The 17,000-nt window shown below is 57.4% G+C and carries 13 protein-coding genes; 7 read left to right on the top strand and 6 right to left on the bottom strand.

Annotated features, from left to right (window positions below):
- Positions 1-50: 50 nt before the first annotated feature.
- The 5 genes from WN982_RS19760 to WN982_RS19740 all read right to left on the bottom strand — a co-directional run bounded on the left by WN982_RS19760 (position 51) and on the right by WN982_RS19740 (position 7,064).
- Positions 51-1,196, bottom strand: coding sequence for a branched-chain amino acid ABC transporter substrate-binding protein (locus tag WN982_RS19760; protein ID WP_341313584.1), 1,146 nt, complete (start codon positions 1,194-1,196; stop codon positions 51-53).
- 601 nt (positions 1,197-1,797) lie between these two features.
- Positions 1,798-3,171 (bottom strand): acetylornithine deacetylase, encoded by a 1,374-nt coding sequence (gene argE, locus WN982_RS19755; RefSeq protein WP_341313583.1) that lies wholly within the window; start codon positions 3,169-3,171, stop codon positions 1,798-1,800.
- 20 nt (positions 3,172-3,191) lie between these two features.
- Positions 3,192-4,535 carry a DUF3100 domain-containing protein gene (locus tag WN982_RS19750; protein WP_341313582.1) on the bottom strand — a complete coding sequence of 448 codons (1,344 nt, stop codon included), beginning with the start codon at positions 4,533-4,535 and terminating at the stop codon, positions 3,192-3,194.
- 63 nt (positions 4,536-4,598) lie between these two features.
- On the bottom strand, positions 4,599-6,110 hold the full coding sequence (locus WN982_RS19745; protein ID WP_341313581.1) for an aldehyde dehydrogenase family protein: 1,512 nt from the start codon (positions 6,108-6,110) through the stop codon (positions 4,599-4,601).
- Positions 6,111-6,134: 24 nt separating this feature from the next.
- A complete protein-coding gene (locus WN982_RS19740) occupies positions 6,135-7,064 on the bottom strand; it encodes an NAD(P)-dependent oxidoreductase (protein WP_341315846.1) in 930 nt (309 codons plus the stop codon).
- A 90-nt stretch (positions 7,065-7,154) separates the two neighbouring features.
- Here WN982_RS19740 and WN982_RS19735 point away from each other — a divergent pair, with 90 nt between their 5' ends.
- The 6 genes from WN982_RS19735 (at position 7,155) to WN982_RS19710 (ending at position 14,071) form a co-directional block, all read left to right on the top strand.
- Positions 7,155-8,066 (top strand): LysR family transcriptional regulator, encoded by a 912-nt coding sequence (locus WN982_RS19735; protein ID WP_341313580.1) that lies wholly within the window; start codon positions 7,155-7,157, stop codon positions 8,064-8,066.
- Positions 8,067-8,381: 315 nt separating this feature from the next.
- Complete coding sequence (gene epsC, locus WN982_RS19730; protein ID WP_341313579.1) at positions 8,382-9,173, top strand: serine O-acetyltransferase EpsC; 792 nt, start codon at positions 8,382-8,384, stop codon at positions 9,171-9,173.
- The gene (locus tag WN982_RS19725) at positions 9,170-10,057 is read left to right on the top strand and encodes a VOC family protein (protein WP_341313578.1); all 888 of its coding nucleotides are present in this window, start codon (positions 9,170-9,172) and stop codon (positions 10,055-10,057) included. The genes epsC and WN982_RS19725 overlap by 4 nt, the downstream gene beginning before the upstream one ends.
- A gap of 579 nt (positions 10,058-10,636) precedes the next feature.
- Positions 10,637-12,259: a recombinase family protein gene (locus WN982_RS19720; RefSeq protein WP_341313577.1), complete on the top strand. Its 1,623-nt coding sequence runs from the start codon at positions 10,637-10,639 to the stop codon at positions 12,257-12,259.
- A complete protein-coding gene (locus tag WN982_RS19715) occupies positions 12,198-13,100 on the top strand; it encodes a plasmid partitioning protein RepB C-terminal domain-containing protein (RefSeq protein WP_341313576.1) in 903 nt (300 codons plus the stop codon). Before WN982_RS19720 ends, WN982_RS19715 begins: the two co-directional genes overlap by 62 nt.
- Positions 13,097-14,071: a plasmid partitioning protein RepB C-terminal domain-containing protein gene (locus WN982_RS19710; RefSeq protein ID WP_341313575.1), complete on the top strand. Its 975-nt coding sequence runs from the start codon at positions 13,097-13,099 to the stop codon at positions 14,069-14,071. The genes WN982_RS19715 and WN982_RS19710 overlap by 4 nt, the downstream gene beginning before the upstream one ends.
- A gap of 53 nt (positions 14,072-14,124) precedes the next feature.
- Here the strand turns inward: WN982_RS19710 and WN982_RS19705 are convergent, their stop codons facing one another.
- Entirely contained in the window at positions 14,125-15,084 is a 960-nt protein-coding gene (locus WN982_RS19705) for an SOS response-associated peptidase family protein (protein ID WP_341313574.1), read from the bottom strand.
- A gap of 625 nt (positions 15,085-15,709) precedes the next feature.
- Here WN982_RS19705 and WN982_RS19700 point away from each other — a divergent pair.
- The gene (locus WN982_RS19700) at positions 15,710-16,726 is read left to right on the top strand and encodes a hypothetical protein (protein ID WP_341313573.1); all 1,017 of its coding nucleotides are present in this window, start codon (positions 15,710-15,712) and stop codon (positions 16,724-16,726) included.
- Positions 16,727-17,000 lie beyond the last annotated feature (274 nt).

Raw genomic sequence — 17,000 nt, 5'->3', positions numbered from 1 at the left:
CTAGGACTGGCGACATCAATCAACCGATGTCACCAGTGAGATAGACGAGGTTAATGTTGCACGCCCAAGCTTTCTCGTTTGCCATCCCTGAACGTATAGAGCGTCAAGGTTGCGTCCTTGAGGTCGCCCTTATTGTCAAACTGCGTCTCGCCGATGATGCCCTTGTAGTCCGTCTTTTTGAGGTACGGCAGATACTTTGCCGGGTCCGATGAGTTCGCCCGCTTCATAGCGTCGACCAGAATCATTATCGCGTCATAGGCGTACGGTGCATAGATGACCACGTCCTCGCCATATTTCTTCTTGAAGCGGTCCTTGAATGCCTGCATGCCAGGCTGGTATTCGCTCGTGATTCCGCCAGCCTCGGCGCAGACAACCGAGCGGTTCTGTAACGAGGAGCCAGCAAGCGAAGGCAACTCACCCGTGCAAATCCCATCGCCTCCCATGAACTTTGCCGCAATGTCAAGCTGAGCCATCTGCTTCAGCATTGGACCACCCTGCGCGTCCATGCCGCCGTAGAAGACAACATCGGGCGATGCACCCTTGACAGATGTCAGCACGCCCCTGAAGTCGGTCGCCTTGTCCGTTGTGTACTGTCGGGAGGTGAGTTTCGCGCCGGCAGCCGTTGCCGACTTCGAAAATTCGTCAGCGATGCCTTCGCCATACGCAGTACGGTCGTCGATTACGGCGAACGTCTTCGCGTTCAGCTTTTGAACAGCATACTTCCCTAGCACTGAGCCTAGCTGAGCGTCGTTGGCAACCAGACGGAAGGCCGTATTGAATCCTTGCATCGTGTACTTCGGATTCGTCGACGACTGCGAGATTTGCGGAATGTGTGCGTCGTAATAGATTTTCGAAGCAGGGATTGTCGCGCCGGAGTTGAAGTGGCCAACCACACCTTTCACACCGGCATCAACGAGCCGCTGCGCGACCTGTGTCGCCTGACGTGGGTCACCGGCGTCGTCCTCGACCTGAAGGGAAATCTTCACCTTCTGACCACCGATTATCGGGGGACTGGCGTTCAGGTCGTCAACCGCCATCCGCGCGCCGCGCTCAACGTCTTTCCCCAGATTTGCGTTCTGACCAGTCAATGGACCGGCAAATCCGAGTTTCACGGTGTCATCCTGCGCATACACACCACCACATGCAAGGGCGCTAACTGCACCGCCGACAACGACCACTTTCTTCGTAAGGCTCATGACTATCTCCAGACCGTGCTAGAACGTTCGTTTATGTATATCTTCATATGGTGTCCGAATTATTAAGATTTCTCTGAGCAGCACATTCGCAAGTCAAATTCCCGAACTGCTACCAGAAGAACCTTATCCGACGGATAACCCCGCCAATCGCTCACCCGAGGCGGCCCGCTAAAAAGGCGTGTCCGCTACTCGTGAAAAGCAGTGTCGGCTCAACAAAATTACTCACCAATAGCATTGGGTTCACGTTCTTGTTCTGTTTATTAGAACGCTGGCAACATCCCCGAAGACCTGTCCGCAGGCGCTAGACAATCCGGCCTATAGGCGAAGCCGAAGATGTCTCCTGGCTGGGACGCTCGGCGCTTATCGCTTTTCTCCTCGGGCCGCCTCGGCACGCGCGAGCGCTACGGGCGAGGTAACATTCTCGCTGACGTCGCGGCAATGTCGAATTCCTGCCCTAACTGGCGAGAATGTGATTTGGAGGATGGACTGAGGTGCCCGCAAACGCGATGTCTGGTACCGGCAACCGAACCGTGACCTTCTTCGAGGCATCTGTACGTGTCCCGGTGGCGGCAGCGCTAAAACGAGGCTGCTGGCTGCTTACTCAGTCAGACTTAACCGAGAGACTCGCCACGAGCTTCTTCAGGAAGCTCTCGCACATTTCGAGTTGCTGCACTTCGACAAATTCGTTCGGCTTATGTGCCTGTTCGATGTTCCCCGGGCCGCAGACGATACTCGGAATGCCGGCCTTCTGGAACAGTCCGGCCTCCGTCGCATAAGCCACCTTCCGTGTGTCCGTGTCACGACAAAGCGCCCGGACCAGCCCGTTGATGGCCTCCTGCTCGGCCGTGTCCAGCGCGGGTGCTGTGGAAATCTTCTCGAACGTGATGCTTGCTTCTTCCCGGACCATTCTCATTTTCGGGAGCAGCGTCTGTTCTGCGTATTCCCTAATCTGCTGATAGATACCTTCGGCGTTGACCCCGGGAAGATTCCGGAACTCAAATGAGAAATTGCAATGGGCGGGGACGGTATTTACCGCGATACCGCCGCTGATGGTGCCTGTCTGAACCGTGGTGAAGGGTACATCGAATGCCTCGTCGAATGGCCCCTCATACTTGTAACGCTCAGCCACGTCCCGGATGAAGCAAATCAGCCGCGCTGCGTATTCGATGGCATTGACGCCCTTCGGAGTAAGTGACGAATGCGCCGCGTGTCCGTTGACGCAACAGCGATATGCGTTAATGCCCTTGTGGGCCACAACGACCCGCATGCTGCTCGGCTCGCCAACGATGCACCCGTCGGGCCGAATGCCTCGCTCCAGTAAATCGGCAATCATCGACGGCGCGCCTGCGCATCCAATTTCCTCATCGTAGGAAAGCGCGAAGTGGATGGGACTGGACAAACGCGCACGGTCGATACCTGGCACGAGGCCCAGGGCCACGCCTATAAAGCCTTTCATATCGCACGAGCCCCGTCCATACAGACGGCCGTCTTTCAGGACCGGAACGAATGGGTCGGTGTTCCACTGCTGACCGTCTATGGGAACCACATCGGTGTGCCCGGAGAGAACGACGCCGCCGTTGGTCGCGCCATCTCGCGCAGGAATCGTCGCAAAAAGGTTTGCCTTTTTCCCACCTTCGTCGTACGTCAACGTGCTGACGAGGCCATTCCTGCTGAAGTAGTCGCGCACGGTCTCAATCAAGCCGAGATTCGAGTTCCGACTAGTAGTGTCCATCCTCATCAACGATTCGACCCAGTCGAACGTTGTGGCTGTCGCAACAGGAGTTGACATCAAAGGCTCCTCAAAAACGTGGCGGTGGTTGACTGCGCGATTTCGTCGCATCAGCACATCAATGATGTTGACGGCCAGGCCGCCTCTGGACGTTTCCTTGTACTTCGTCTTCATATCGGCACCGGTCAGCATCATGGTGCGGATGACTGAGTCCAGCGAAACGTAATGCGTTCCGTTGCCATGCATCGCCACGCGAGCGTGAGTGGTCAGACGTGAAAGATTTGAGCGACAAGCGTGGCGCCGAGGAACGTCCCTGCGTTCGCTACGAACGAGACCAGAACGATTCTCCAGCCGAGCCGACGGAACGCCGGAACGTCCTTTGCGATGGAGAGCCCTGCAAACGTCAGCATTGGAGTAGTGACGCCGAGGAAGTCGTTCTTTGCGCTGAGAGTCGCGATTTGCGCGCCCCAAGGGCAGAGCGGCGAAGTGAGGAACATGGCAACAAGCGATACCCAGCACACTGCAGGAATTTTGCGGCCGGTCGCATTGCAGATTGCATCCCCTACGATGACAGCAAGGACCATCACCAGCATCCCGGGCAGGCCCTCGATGGGCGTGGTCCCATGGGTAATCCAGTCACAAACCAGCGCCAGGACCGCCGTCACGCCCCATGCGAGCAACTTGCCGCCGTAGCCAAGTTCTGGAGCTTCAGTCTGCACGTCGCCCAGCTTTGGACGAGCGGCTGAAATCGCATCGGACGCGCCGGATGCCTTGGTCGTTCGACCGATAATCGGCTCGAGAAGCCGGTAGCCCCATACAGCCATCGGCAAGGAGATGAACAGAGTGAAGTACGTTCCGATGGTGGTAGTGATAAGATTGCTGGCGGCCGCAAACGTGAGCACGGATTTGGCCATCTCCGGCGTCTGCTGTGCCGCAATCGCACCCGAGGCCGCGGCCATCATGCTCCCGGAGCCAACCCCCGAACCCATCGCCAGAGCCAAGGGATGGAAGATGTTCAGACTGGCAACAAAGCCCGCGAAGATTGCAATGAAGACCGCGCCGAACACGGTCCCGGTCAGGTATTCGGCCAGAACGCCGCGTCCTTCCGCCGAATCCATCCCGTATTTCTCGCCGATGATGGCGAGACTGGGTTCGCGACCGACGGAGAAGGTCGCACCAATTGCCTCTCTCTTGATACCAAGCAGGAGGGCGATTGGCAAACCGAGGAGAATGGTGCCAACGAAGTGCCCCAGCTCCTGGAACGCCAACGCCCACCCGGCTGCTGCAAGCTTGGGCAACGCGCTTCCGACAAGAAGACCAAGCTTCGAGATGAACAGAAGTAGCGCTGGCTGCAAAATCGCAGCGGCAAGGAACTGCGTCTTCGCATCGAGCCGTGCCGCGCTTCGCCAGCGGTCACTCGTAAGGCCGAGTGCGGCACCGAGCAGTAGCGCCCATATCATCGGAAGCAGGACCACCTTCCCGGGCCCGACCTTGAAGGTAAATGAGCCTATAAACTCGGCGATGAGAAGGATGACCGCCGCGTACAAGAACAGCTTCGCGCTTCTTATCCCATTGCTTTCAGTGCGCGGCGACGTTAGCGTGTGTTCCATCACTGCTCCCTTTTCTGGTTTCCTCACGCCCTCGCTCTTCTAGTGAGCGAGGGCACTGCGCTGTTACAGATAGCCAAACGCCGTAGCCGGCTCTTTGGCCGTTTCCACCCAAACGCTCTTGGTTTGCGTATATTCGTAGAGCGCTTCGACACCGCTCGAACGTCCGTAGCCGCTCAGACCATAGCCACCGAACGGCGACGCGACATTGATGGTCTTGTACCCATTAATCCAGAATGTTCCGGCATTGACCTGCGCCGCCACGCGATGCGCGCGACCGACATCGGTCGTCCACACTGCGCCTGCAAGTCCAAATTCTGTATCGTTCGCAATGGCGAGCGCTTCCTCTTCTGAATCAAATGGAATGGCGGCCACGACCGGCCCAAAAATCTCGGTGCGCGCGACGTCCATGTCGTTCGTCACGTTTGACAGCACGGTCGGCGAAACAAAATAGCCACCCTCGGAGACGTCCGTAGAACCGGCTGACAGCGTTGCACCAGCGTCCACGCCACTCGAAATCATCTTCATGACGTGTTCGTACTGCCGGCGATTGTTAATCGGACCGACCTCCGTCGCGTCGTCCAGTGGCGCCCCGACCTTAATCTTCTTCGCGCCCGTGGCGACCATTTCGACGAACTCGTTGTAAATCGACCTTTGCACCAGCAGCCGCGAACCCGCGACGCAGCTTTGGCCCGCGCCGGCGAAAATCGCGGCCTGGGCGGTTAGCGCTGCGCGCTTCAGGTCTGCGTCGCCGAAGATGATGTTCGCCGACTTGCCGCCGAGCTCAAGTACGCACGGAAGCACACGCTTCGCGGCGGCTTCTGCAATCCGGATACCGGTCGCGGGCGAGCCGACGAACACGACTTTCTTGACAGCCTTGTTGCCAATGGCTGCCTGCCCGACCGTGTGGCCGTATCCTGACAGGACATTGATGAGCCCCTTCGGTGCTCCCGCTTTCTCGGCAAGCATGCCGACGACCAGCGATGTGAAGGGCGTCAATTCGGACGGTTTGAGAAGAACAGCGTTGCCCATCGCGATGGCCGGCGCAACTTGCCAACCGCATGTGAAGATGGGCGCGTTCCACGGTGTAATCTGCAACACCGTACCTGCAGGCTCACGACGCGTGTAGTTCAAGTGCGACGTCGGCACCGGAATCACTTCGCCGTAAAACTTGTCGGTCCAGCCGCCGTAGTATTCGAACATCTCTGCCACCTTCGCGACTTCGCCGCGACAGTCGCGAATCGGCTTGCCAGAGCCAATCGACTCCAGGCGTGCAATGTTCTCGACATCGGAGCGCAATTCGCGCGCGATGGCAAACATCACCCGTCCACGTGCCGCGTGGGTCAACGCCCACCACTCCTTCTGCGCACGTTCTGCCGCATCGGCAGCCTGTGCCGCGATTGCGGCTCCGCCGTCCTTGTATGCGAGGCTCGCCTTTCCTGTTGCAGGGTTGTAAAGCTGGATATCGTCGCCGGTACCTTCGACAAGCTCGCCACCGACGAAAGAACCGATGGTCTTCACGCCCGGGAAGAAATGCGCAAATGCGGCCAGCAACTGTTCTGCTTCGTTGAATTCCACTTTCAATACTCCTGTAGCTGTCGATTACCGTTCCGGAACGAACTGGACGATGCGATTGAAATCTTCCGCATCACCAATGGAGCTGGCGCTCTCCGCCCACAAGCGGCCCGCTTCCGCGCTTATCGGCGCATTGGCGTCGATGCTGCGCAGCAGGTCCATCGCAAGGCGAACGTCCTTACGCATCAGCTTCATCGTGAAGCCGGAGTCGAACTTGTCGTTGAATATCCACGTGGGGTAATTCGTCAACGTCGCGCTATTGCGGCCCGAGCCGCCGTTTAGCGCCTCGACCAGCTTTTGCGGGTCAACGCCAACGGCTTCCGCCGCACGGACGGCTTCGCTGGTTGCCAGAAGGTGTACGCCGGTCAGAAGGTTGTTGATGATTTTTGTTACGTGACCTGCGCCCACAGGGCCGACGTGTACGCGTTTGGCGCTGATGACCGAAAGAATGGGCTCGACAGTCGCGACATCCTGTTCCGAGCCGCCCAGAACCATTGTCATCGTGGCGGTAGCGGCGCCCTTCGGACCACCACTCACCGGGCCGTCGACAAAGCCCACCTTTACTTCGCGCAGCGCTGCCGCCACCTTTCGTGTGCTGTTCGGGTCCGCCGTGGTGGTGTCCACGACAATAAGGCCGCTTTTGGCGCTGGCTGCAACACCGCCTTCGCCGAGCACCACCTTCTCTACGATGTCCGACGTCGGCAGGCTCAGGATAAGTACGTCGGAATCACGCGAGATGTCGGCGACGGAGGCGCGCGCCTCAACGCCTTCGTCCTGGAGCTTCTCGGCCACGCCAGGTGCCGCATCAAATCCAAGAACCTTGTAGCCTCCGCGCTTCAACGATAGGGCCATTCCACGCCCCATGTTCCCGAGTCCGATGACACCAACCGTCTTCATAAGTCCACTCCCCTGGCAAATTCGCCGCTGACCAAGTGGAGACGCCCACTCGCCGTTCAGCGCGGTTGAGTTGCCATGTTGGACTTTTGAGACCCTATAATCAATCAACGCCAATATTGAGATTGTTCTAATTATTCGAACGGAGCGAGTGTGGCTGAGACCCTTACAGAGAGCCGAATCGTCTATTTTTATGAGGCGGTGCGGTGCGGAACGATTCGCGCGGCGGCAGATGCGCTAAACGTCGCGCCTTCGGCAGTCAGCCGGCAGATAGGCTTGCTGGAGACGGAACTCGACGCGACACTCATTGAGCGACATGCACGCGGCGTCAAACCGACCGAGGCTGGCGCGCAAGTCATCGAATACTTCCGCGAACAACTGGCCCACAAGGACGACCTGCTATCGCGGCTTCAGGAACTGCGAGGCCTGCGTACAGGACACGTCAGCGTTGTACTGGGTGAAGGGTTCGTTTCCGATTTGCTGGCTGGCCCGATGCAGCATTTCTGCAAACAGTTTCCCGGTATAGCGGTCAATCTGGACCTGGCCGGCACGAACGAGGTGATGCGGAAAATTTCAGAAGATGAGGGTGAGATTGGTTTGGTCTACAACCCCCCACCGGAGCCGAAAATTGTTTCACGCGCTATCAAACAGCAACCGCTGATGGCAATCGTCGGCCCGAATTTCACGGGGCTTGGCAAGAAAAAGTCCATGACCGTACAGGAACTCGCTACGTACCCTCTTGCCGCCACGCACCCGACCTACGGCACACGACAAATGCTTCAGGCGGTCGAGTTCGCCGAGAAGGTGCGACTGGAGCCGATAGTCACCACGAACTCCATCGCCATCCTGAAGCAGTTCGTGAAATCTGGGCTGGGAATTACGTGTCTTCCTGAGTTTGCGGTGGCGACCGAAATTGCCGCCGGTGAACTGTTCGCAATAGAAATCAGCCATCCTCTTCTGGAAAAGGCGGAGGCGCACCTCATCAGCCGAGTCGGCCGAAAACTCTCAGTAGCGTCCAACAAGATGCTTCAGATGATGAACTCGCAGATGAGAGCCTTCCGGTGACCGACCGCAGGTGATTACTCAGATGTTCGCGGTGGCACAGCGGAAGGAACGGGATTGCCATGTCTTCCCGAAAGCACCAGCACCGCCCCGAGTGTAGCGGCCACGAAGCCCATTCCCAGCCACCGTCCTTTGCCTTTGCAGCCAGAGCAGATAAGCCTTTCCCGGGAGTGCCTCACAATCCCCATGTGCCATGTAAGCCGTGCGAAATCACCACAACGCCATCCGGAGGGCTCTAATATTTAGAACACTTTTCCCCATCGGCAGCATTGGTGATTGTTTTTGTCAGAGGGAGACTATCGTGACAGGAGGCTGACTTTGGATAACATCGACCATACAACCATCTGGCAAACCATTCGCGACGAGGCAGATGCTGAATGCCAAGGGCGCCCCGGCATGCAGCGGTACTTCGACAGCACGGTGCTCTCACACGCGACATACGCAGATGGGCTCGCTTCGCAGATGGCGGCTGAGCTTGTGAGGCTGGACAGCACGCTGCCGGACTTTGCAGACGAGTTCTCTCAGGTCATCCAGCGCGACGGCATCGACGCATGCGCAGCGGCGGATGTGCACAAGGTTGCAACATCCAATCCTGCATGCCCCAATGCGCTTACTGCCTTCCTCTCCTTTCGGGGTATTCAGGCGATTCAGCTTCATCGTATTGCCCACGCGTACTGGATGGCAGGAGAGCGCACGTTCGCCGTGCTGCTTCAGAACTGGGGTGCAAAACTGTACAACGTGGACATTCATCCCGCCGCGCGCCTCGGCAAGGGATTATTTGTTGACCACGCGATGGGCATCGTCATCGGCGAGACGGCCGTGGTTGAGGACAACGTGAGCATGTGGCACGGCGTCACGCTGGGAAGCACGTTCAGCGAGGCTGGCGACCGTCATCCGAAGATTCGCCAAGGTGCGACCCTGGCGGCACACGCCGTCATTCTTGGAAACATCGAGATAGGCGAAGGGGCGGTCATCGCAGCGGGCAGCGTCGTTCGCTCTTCGATTCCGGCCGGAATGGTGGCTGCCGGGATTCCCGCAAAGGTCATCAAGGCGGTTTCCGAAACGTACGCCGCCATCACCGCGCCCGCAACAACTAGGACAAACGGATGATTCCTCCGAACCAGAATCGCTTGGGCATCGACCACCCGGTGGTCTCTGTGAGAAACCACCCCGAGGCCGTTGAGAAGTTCATCAGACTTGGCTTTTCGCCCAGCCCCATCTCCTATCACCCGTGGGGCTCGGTACTTACTTTGATGATGTTCGAGAACAACTTCATCGAACTCATCGGCATCAATGACCCATCCAAGTTCGGCACTGGCGAGGTAGACGGGTTTTGCTATGGCAGAACCCTCGGACAGTTTCTCGAGCGGTCTGAAGGCCTCGGGCTTGTCGCACTCCACAGCAAGGATATCGAAGGCGACTTCGCGGCTGTCAAAGCGACCGGCTTGCCAGTTCAGCAACGTGTCGACTTTCGACGTAAGCTGACCAAAGCGGACGGAACACCCGATGAGGCCGTTGTGTCGTTGGGAATGGTGATGGACCCTGAACTGGGCGACGCGTCCAACTTCTTGTGCCAGCAACACCGCCCGGAATTCATCTGGCGCAAAGACTGGCAAAGCCATCCCAACGGCGCAATCGCAGTTGACGAGGTTGTTTATGTCACACCGGACCTTGGCCTGCTCGAGGCCCGATGGACGAAACTGTTTGGACCGGAAAGCACGCTGCGGATTGATGGTCACGTCGAATCGAACACAGGCTGCGGGCGCCTCGTAGCCCTGACGCACGCTCAGGCGAATAACCGCTTCAAGTCAGTTGGAATGCCAGTGAGCTATACAGACAAACCGCACGGCATTGCCTTGCAGGTCCGAGTTCGTGATTTGCAATCGACTGGGCTCATTCTTTCCGAGAACGGCGTAGCACATGCGGAAACCGAGCACGGTATCGCCGTCACGCCAGAATCTGCTGGCAACACCATCATTGAGTTTGTTGAGTAAGCGCTCTCGTGACTCGCACGACGCAGCCATGCGGGCAAGGGATGCGGTTAAGCGGCCGCCATTATTCCCGGTGCCCGTCTTCCCTGTTGGCATCAAGCGAAATCTACCCTCAACGGGTCGTCGCGCCAGCTTGAGGTAACAAAGTGAACAAACGGAACGGCCACAATCGGTGCCTGCAAACCCCTCGCGCTGGCGAATAGTGAGGCTGGCGACGCAGGTAGAAGACACCGAGGCTGACAACCCCAACTAACGCGTCCGACGAGCCAGATGCTTACCCATTGCAACCAGGAGGAATAATCCTTGTCTGGCAGCTCGCTTTGTTTGGACGCGTGACCGACGAAAAATGCAGAGTTGAGAAAGCGCCGATACCCAGAATTGGACTCCATCTCTGTAATCACATACGCGACAGGCACATTAGGGGCGTGACCGACGCAGGAAAATACTTTTCGCGGTCAGTCGGAGCACCGGTGGGTCTCGCGGTTGAGGCCCTAACTGAAGGGCCGGGAACTGACATCTTTCTTCCTTGACTTGGTCTACGACCAAGCTATCACTAAATACCGCGCCGGACAGGAGACAGAGATGCAGCAAGCGGCTGAGGCTTCGACCTCCCTTGCTGGCAGGCTCGCAGCGCAGTATGTGCGCATGTCTACGGACCACCAGCAGTACTCAACCGAGAACCAGAAGCTGGCCATCGCTGAGTTCGCTGCAATACAGGGAATATCCGTCGTCGCCACCTACGAGGACGCAGGAAAAAGCGGTGTGACGCTTAAAGGGCGGCCCGCTCTACTTCAGTTGCTCCAGGACGCACTGGCGGATAACCATGCCTTCAGCGTTGTACTTGTTTATGACGTGAGCCGCTGGGGACGCTTTCAGGATGTTGACGAGAGCGCACACTACGAATACATGTGCCGCAAGGCAGGTGTACAGGTGGTGTATTGCGCAGAACAGTTCGCATGGGATGGCAGCGCATCAGCGACGTTGATGAAGACGCTTAAGCGAGCAATGGCCGGTGAATACAGCCGCGAACTCTCCCGGAAGGTCTTTATCGGCCAATGTCGGCTTGCCGAGCGAGGCTTCTGGCAGGGTGCAGCTCCCGGATATGGCTTGCAGCGGGTACTGGTCGCCTCAGATGGCACGGTAAAGGGTGCCCTCCGCCAATGGGAACATAAGAGCATCCAGACAGACAGAGTTATCGTGACGCCCGGCGACGAACACGAAGTGGCGCTTGTTCGTCGCATCTACGATTGGTACGTTTGTCAGGGAGTCGGCTGCAGAAGGATTGCGGACAGGCTGAACGCGTTCGGTATTTGTAACGCGCACGGTCGCCCCTGGAACCCACAACAAATTACCGACATTCTGAGCAGCGAAAAATACGTTGGTACCAATGTCTACGCCAGGACATCAAAGAAACTGAACGCAAACTGGCAAAGGAATCCGCCCTCAGATTGGGCTCGTTCAGAAGGCGCATTCCCGCCCCTCGTCGACCGGACGATGTTTGACGCCGCTGAAAGAATTCGGACGAACAGGACGCAAAACCTCAGCGACGACGAAATCCTGAAACGACTGAGCGACTTTGTGCGTTCCGCCGACGTAGTTAGCGCCAAAGAAATCGACAAAGCGCCAGCGTTGCCTGCGGGAAAGACATATTCCCAGCGATTCGGCTGCATAAAGAATGCGTACGCGCGAGTCGGGTATGAGCCGAGCTATCACGGCGCTGACCCTGAAATCTTTCGGGCCTCTCGAGCCGCCTTACAGGGATGCATCGGAAAGACGACTGATGCCCTGACGGCTCTGGGCCATCGCGTGGACATCTCTAATGACGACACTACCATTCGGGTAGACGATGAACTGGTCATCAGATTCGCCGTCCGGTTGATTCTTCATTACGACCGTCGCAGCCCGCGCTGGAGAGTGCGCTGGCCAACGTACTCTTCGCCTGACATCCTCGTCATACTGCGGCTGGACTCCGCATTTGAAACTCCACTCGATTTCTATGTGTTCCCGCGGGGCAGTTTAGTGCCCGGATACGATTTCTCACTGTCCACCCGCTGCGGCAGTAATGAACCTTTCGAAATGTTCCGGTATCCGGACGAAAGCATTTTGCTTGAACTGACGGCGCGGACCAGCAAGGAGGTGTTCGATGGAAGCCAATCCCCTCACTCCAATCACAGATATTCAGGTCAAGCTGATTCGGGTGCTTAACCCCCGGACCCGTAGCAAGCGTCAAAAACAGGCGCTTATCGACAGCGTCGCGGCAGTGGGATTGAAGAAGCCGATAACGGTTAGCCGTCGAGCATACTCCGACGATGTGGCAGGGTTTGACCTCGTTTGCGGCCAGGGGCGACTCGAAGCGGTGCAAGCGCTCGGTCATGACACCATCCCCGCACATATCGTTGATAGAGCCGAAGACGAGTGTCTTGTCATGAGCCTGGTCGAAAATATTGCGAGACGAAACCACACTACCCTGGAGTTACTCAGGGACATTCAGAGTCTGCGGCAGGCCGGGTATTCGGATAGCCTCGTGGCCGAAAAGGTAGGCCTATCCGTCGCTTATCTGGAAAACCTGATGTTCCTTCTCGACCATGGGGAAGAACGGCTTATCGCAGCTGTCGAGGCAGGCACCATGCCCATCGCTATCGCTATGCACGTCGCGCGCGCCAACGACACAGACGTGCAGGCCGCGCTGGTCGATGCATACGAAGACGGGACATTGAAAGGGCCGCAGCTTGCGATTGTCCGCAGATTGCTGGCCCGTCGCATCAGGTCAGGAGGAAAGGCCCTGCCTGCCTACAGGGAGCCCGCGGCTCCTCGTCCCCGCGAACTGGCACCGGACCAACTACGCCGTTTATATATGCGCGAAAGTGACCGGCAGAGGGTGCTCGCAAAGAAGGTCGAGGTGACCCATGCGCGGCTGCTATTTATTGTTCATGCTCTGCGCCAGTTGATGCGTGAAGACGGATTCATCAGCCTTCTTGCGCAGGAGGGACTCACGACTCTTCCGCGCATTCTCGACCAGCGTATTCGGGCGGATGGGCAATCATGAACAAGCCGACAGCGCAACCCCTGAAGGCCGCATTCGAGAGCCAGCCGGTCATGCTTCAGCTGAATGCACTGAACTCGTCAAGGCCGCTGCCCAAAACCGCCACAGCCGGCAAGAAATTCTTGCAGATTCTTGCCTCTATCGCGGCCATTGGTCTCGTCGAACCACTGATTGTGCTGCGCATTGCAGGTGACAAAGACGCGTTCCACATCCTGGATGGCAGGTTGCGGGTAGAAGCACTTCGTCGTCTCGGTTCGACTGAAGGCTTGTGCCTCATCGCGACGGACGATGAAGCGTACACGTACAACAAGCATATTAGCCGGCTGACATCGGCGCAGGACGCACGCATGATTGCCAAGGCAATCGAAAGGGGCGTGCCACGCGAAAGAATTGCCTTGGTGTTGGGCATTGAAGTCAACACCGTCAAGCGGCGGGCTGGCTTGCTCGATGGCATATCACATGAGGCAGCGGCGCTGCTTGCAGACAAAGCCTGTCCTGCGACGACATTCAATGCGTTGAAGTTGATGAAACCTTTACGGCAAATCGAAGCTGTCGAGCTGATGTGTGGACAGGGAAATTTCACCTCAGCCTTCGCACGAGCTATCGTGGCTGCGACTCCGCCGGAACAGCTTGAACATAGCGCCGGCACTCGTGGCAAATCGGACAATGAAGTAGTAGAGCAGCTCGCCAGGCTCGAACGGGAACTGGCTACGCTTCAGGCCACGGTGGCTCAGACTGACGAACGGTACGGCATAGAGCACTTACATCTCACGGTATCGGCTGCGTATGTGGCAACGCTTGTGAGCAATGAGCATGTGTTTCACTGGCTGAATGAACGGCATCCCGATTTTGCTGCCCAGTTCGAGGCTATTAGCAAGGAAGCGCGCGACGCTCGTTCTGCGTCCAACTCAAGCGGCCCAAGGTCCAAGAGTTTCAGGCGCATTGGCGGTGATACTGCTCAACCACCTCGCTAAGCCAGATTGCACCGAAGGTAAACGCGAGGAGTAGGCGAGTTCTCGGCAAGCTGTCACGCAGCCATCCGATGCTCATAGTACGGCCGGTCCCTGTCATCAAGTATCGCGTACAAGGCCGCCAAGTCTGACGCATCCGGGTTTAACCATGCATCGACGTTTTCCGGTTTGATAGGAATGATGCAGCGGTCATGGCCGGCAGCAGCAACCTCGGCTGGCGGCTCATCCGTTATCGCCGCAAATGACAGCAAGTCCGGTTCACCGGGTGCAGACCAGCGTGACCACAAACAGGCGACGAGCATGTCGTGAGCGGGGTTCGGCCGGAATTCCAGAACAACGTTTTCGTCTCTCTCACCTTCGGCAAGGTCACGCCCCTCCATCTTTGCGCGGCTGACGTTTTCATAAAATGCGTTGACGACAAGGATGCCGTGCAAGTAACCGAACAGCGGCTTCCAGAAACCTTCTAGATTGTCTCTGCGCGCGTTATAGGTTCCGGGGAATTTGACGTCATACGATGCCGGTTTGCCCGCAATGCGGCACTGATAGCGCATGGGTTTTAGGACGCGCTGGCCGTTCTCCATGACCATTACGGGCGCATAGTGACCCGGAAAGATGCGCGAGTCACGAGCCTGAGGTTCAGTCCGCCGGATATCCTCCAGTTTGCCGAGAGTCCACGCGATTTTGTCGGTCGCGATGCGCCTGCTTTCGGTGGTGGCTTTGGTGACCTTCGTCTGAAGTGAGCGTTCAGCGTCGGCGAGGCGCGCACGCAGTTTGAAGAGGTCCTGTTCAAGCTTCGTGACCTGCTCCGCGTTAAACCGGTCGATGAGTGCCTTCACCTCGCGCTCGGCATCAGACTGAGCCTCGGAAAACGCGTCTTCCATCGCTTTGGGAATCTTTGCCTTGCTACCCTCGGCCCGCTCGAAGAAGAGACGCGCGAATTCCTTGATGCTCATCGTCGCACCAAACATCCGTACGAACTTGCGATAGTCAGCTTGAATCTGGGCCGAGTAGCACATCTGAACCTCCGGTTTGCGCCTCCATGATAATCCCACCTGGCGGGCAGTCGGCTCAATAACGAGTGACTGCAGCAGCGCGTCGTCTTTGAGTCGGCGAATTAGGGATGTGTTTGTCTGTATCTAAACGCGTCGATTGAACACGGTGGCTGGCGACCAGCGGTAGTTTTGCCGCGCGCGGACCACGCCAGCGAGCTAGCACTCATCCGCGCTAGCTCGCGCGGAGTAGCCTAACTGCACCGGGCGGGCAACTATCTCCTCCGCGTGTGATGCCCCGCTCGGGAACGAAGAGTTTGAGACTCAATGAAGCGTCGGCGTAGGCCGGCAGCGGCGAGGAAGCCGTGACAGGCTGGCTGTTCGGCCACGGCATGACGGCTTGGCGCCCTGCGTTCCTAGCCCGGAGAATTGCCCCGATTTGCGGTGCGATACCAAAATGGGCTGTATAAAATCACAGTATTCTTCCCGCGTTGGTGCTAGTAGGCTTTCATAGGCCCATACACTCCGGGTGGGCATCGACGTCGATATTGACAGACCGTGCGTAATACTCTCACTTTGGTTCAAACAGGCTCTGCCCCCAGCGTCTTTCGCGTGTTATGGCGGGTAACAGCGACGATAGGAGCTCTCCATCATGACTGCGCTGGGCCATATATCGTCGTCCTACACCTTTTTGGCGTACTGTGTCACCTTCCTCGCGGTGTTCTGGACCGTCCGCGCTTACCAGCATTGGCGTCTATCAAGCGGCGAGTTCGACATCGACATGCTGTGGTCGCAGCAACGTGGGCTCAGATATTGGATTTTTGCTTTGGCGTTCTTGGTTTCGTCCACTATGCCGGAGCTAAGCGACGAAAACCGCGAGTGCCTCAGTCGTCAATTCCGTCGCGTCAGCGTCTTCTTGGGCTATTTTGTTCCGTTTTGTTTCTCGATGTTCGTACTGCTCAAGTACATCGAGGCGTCACATTCAATACTCAGTACCTCTGAAGCTGCACTGCGCGTCATCGAGAACGACCTGCCGTTCTGCTCTCACCAATCGGCGCCGGCAGACGTAAGTGACCTTCCTTCGACGTACGTCGTCGGTGATGCGCTATTCACCTCCTGTAGGTCTGAAGCAGACCGCACTATTTCCGCCATCGCAGAAAGTAACTCTCAGTTTTCGTCGATAGGGCTATACGAGGTCTCCCTGCTAGGCCTCTTAGCCATTGCGGGCATGCTCGAGGGGCCGCACATATTCTTCAAGTGGGCGAGTACGAGCCTTCCGCTGGCCCGCTCTGAGCCACTATTCACGCGTCGATGTCACCTGATTTTCTTACTTTACATCTTCTACTTTGCGTTCATCGTGCGCGTGGGCATAGATGCACCGTTTTCTGTCTTCCGCGGAATGGATTTCATGCAACTCGCTACGCGAGTAATAAGCCCACTAACCTTGGACCCGGACCGATATCTGGAAAAGCTGATGCCTTACACTGCCCCCAGTGAGGTCCGCGACCTACTCGCGTTAGCGGAGCGGCAGAGGTTATGGCTGAACGTCGTGGCAGCCCAAAGCGCGGTCCTTGTCATATGTGTTTGGGAAATCATAAAAGAGAACGTCTTCAAACCAGTGATGAATAAAGGATTTCGGTACGCCTACATTAACGATACGGGCAACTAGGCCGGGGCTGTTGTTTGTGTGATGCGCTGCGTAGCCAGGGACTCATACAGCGCCGACACGCCAGTACCAGTGGCACCGACTTAGCACTGGACGCCGTGATTGACCTTCGCGGAGGACACCCTCGTTGTGCACATCGACAACCCAAAAAAGGTTGTTGCGCTCGCGGATTTCAAGGATATCGATGAGGCTGAGGGCGCTGTCGTACGGTAACTTAGCTCGTCGGGCCATCAATGGATGGCAACGCACGCGCGACAAGGGGGTGCCAGTCTTCTGT

This window comes from Paraburkholderia sp. IMGN_8 (assembly GCF_038050405.1).
In the GTDB taxonomy this organism is placed as follows: Bacteria; Pseudomonadota; Gammaproteobacteria; order Burkholderiales; family Burkholderiaceae; genus Paraburkholderia.
The sequence above is the reverse complement of the archived record's forward strand: the minus strand, read 5'-3'. Positions and strand labels throughout refer to the sequence as shown.

Excerpts from the sequence above, each read along its gene's own strand:
- WN982_RS19760 (WP_341313584.1), bottom strand. The coding sequence starts at position 1,196 with ATGAGCCTTACGAAGAAAGTGGTCGTTGTCGGCGGTGCAGTTAGCGCC.
- argE (WP_341313583.1), bottom strand. The coding sequence starts at position 3,171 with ATGCATGGCAACGGAACGCATTACGTTTCGCTGGACTCAGTCATCCGC.
- WN982_RS19750 (WP_341313582.1), bottom strand. The coding sequence starts at position 4,535 with ATGGAACACACGCTAACGTCGCCGCGCACTGAAAGCAATGGGATAAGA.
- WN982_RS19725 (WP_341313578.1), top strand. The coding sequence starts at position 9,170 with ATGATTCCTCCGAACCAGAATCGCTTGGGCATCGACCACCCGGTGGTC.
- WN982_RS19720 (WP_341313577.1), top strand. The coding sequence starts at position 10,637 with ATGCAGCAAGCGGCTGAGGCTTCGACCTCCCTTGCTGGCAGGCTCGCA.
- WN982_RS19715 (WP_341313576.1), top strand. The coding sequence starts at position 12,198 with ATGGAAGCCAATCCCCTCACTCCAATCACAGATATTCAGGTCAAGCTG.
- WN982_RS19710 (WP_341313575.1), top strand. The coding sequence starts at position 13,097 with ATGAACAAGCCGACAGCGCAACCCCTGAAGGCCGCATTCGAGAGCCAG.
- WN982_RS19705 (WP_341313574.1), bottom strand. The coding sequence starts at position 15,084 with ATGTGCTACTCGGCCCAGATTCAAGCTGACTATCGCAAGTTCGTACGG.
- WN982_RS19700 (WP_341313573.1), top strand. The coding sequence starts at position 15,710 with ATGACTGCGCTGGGCCATATATCGTCGTCCTACACCTTTTTGGCGTAC.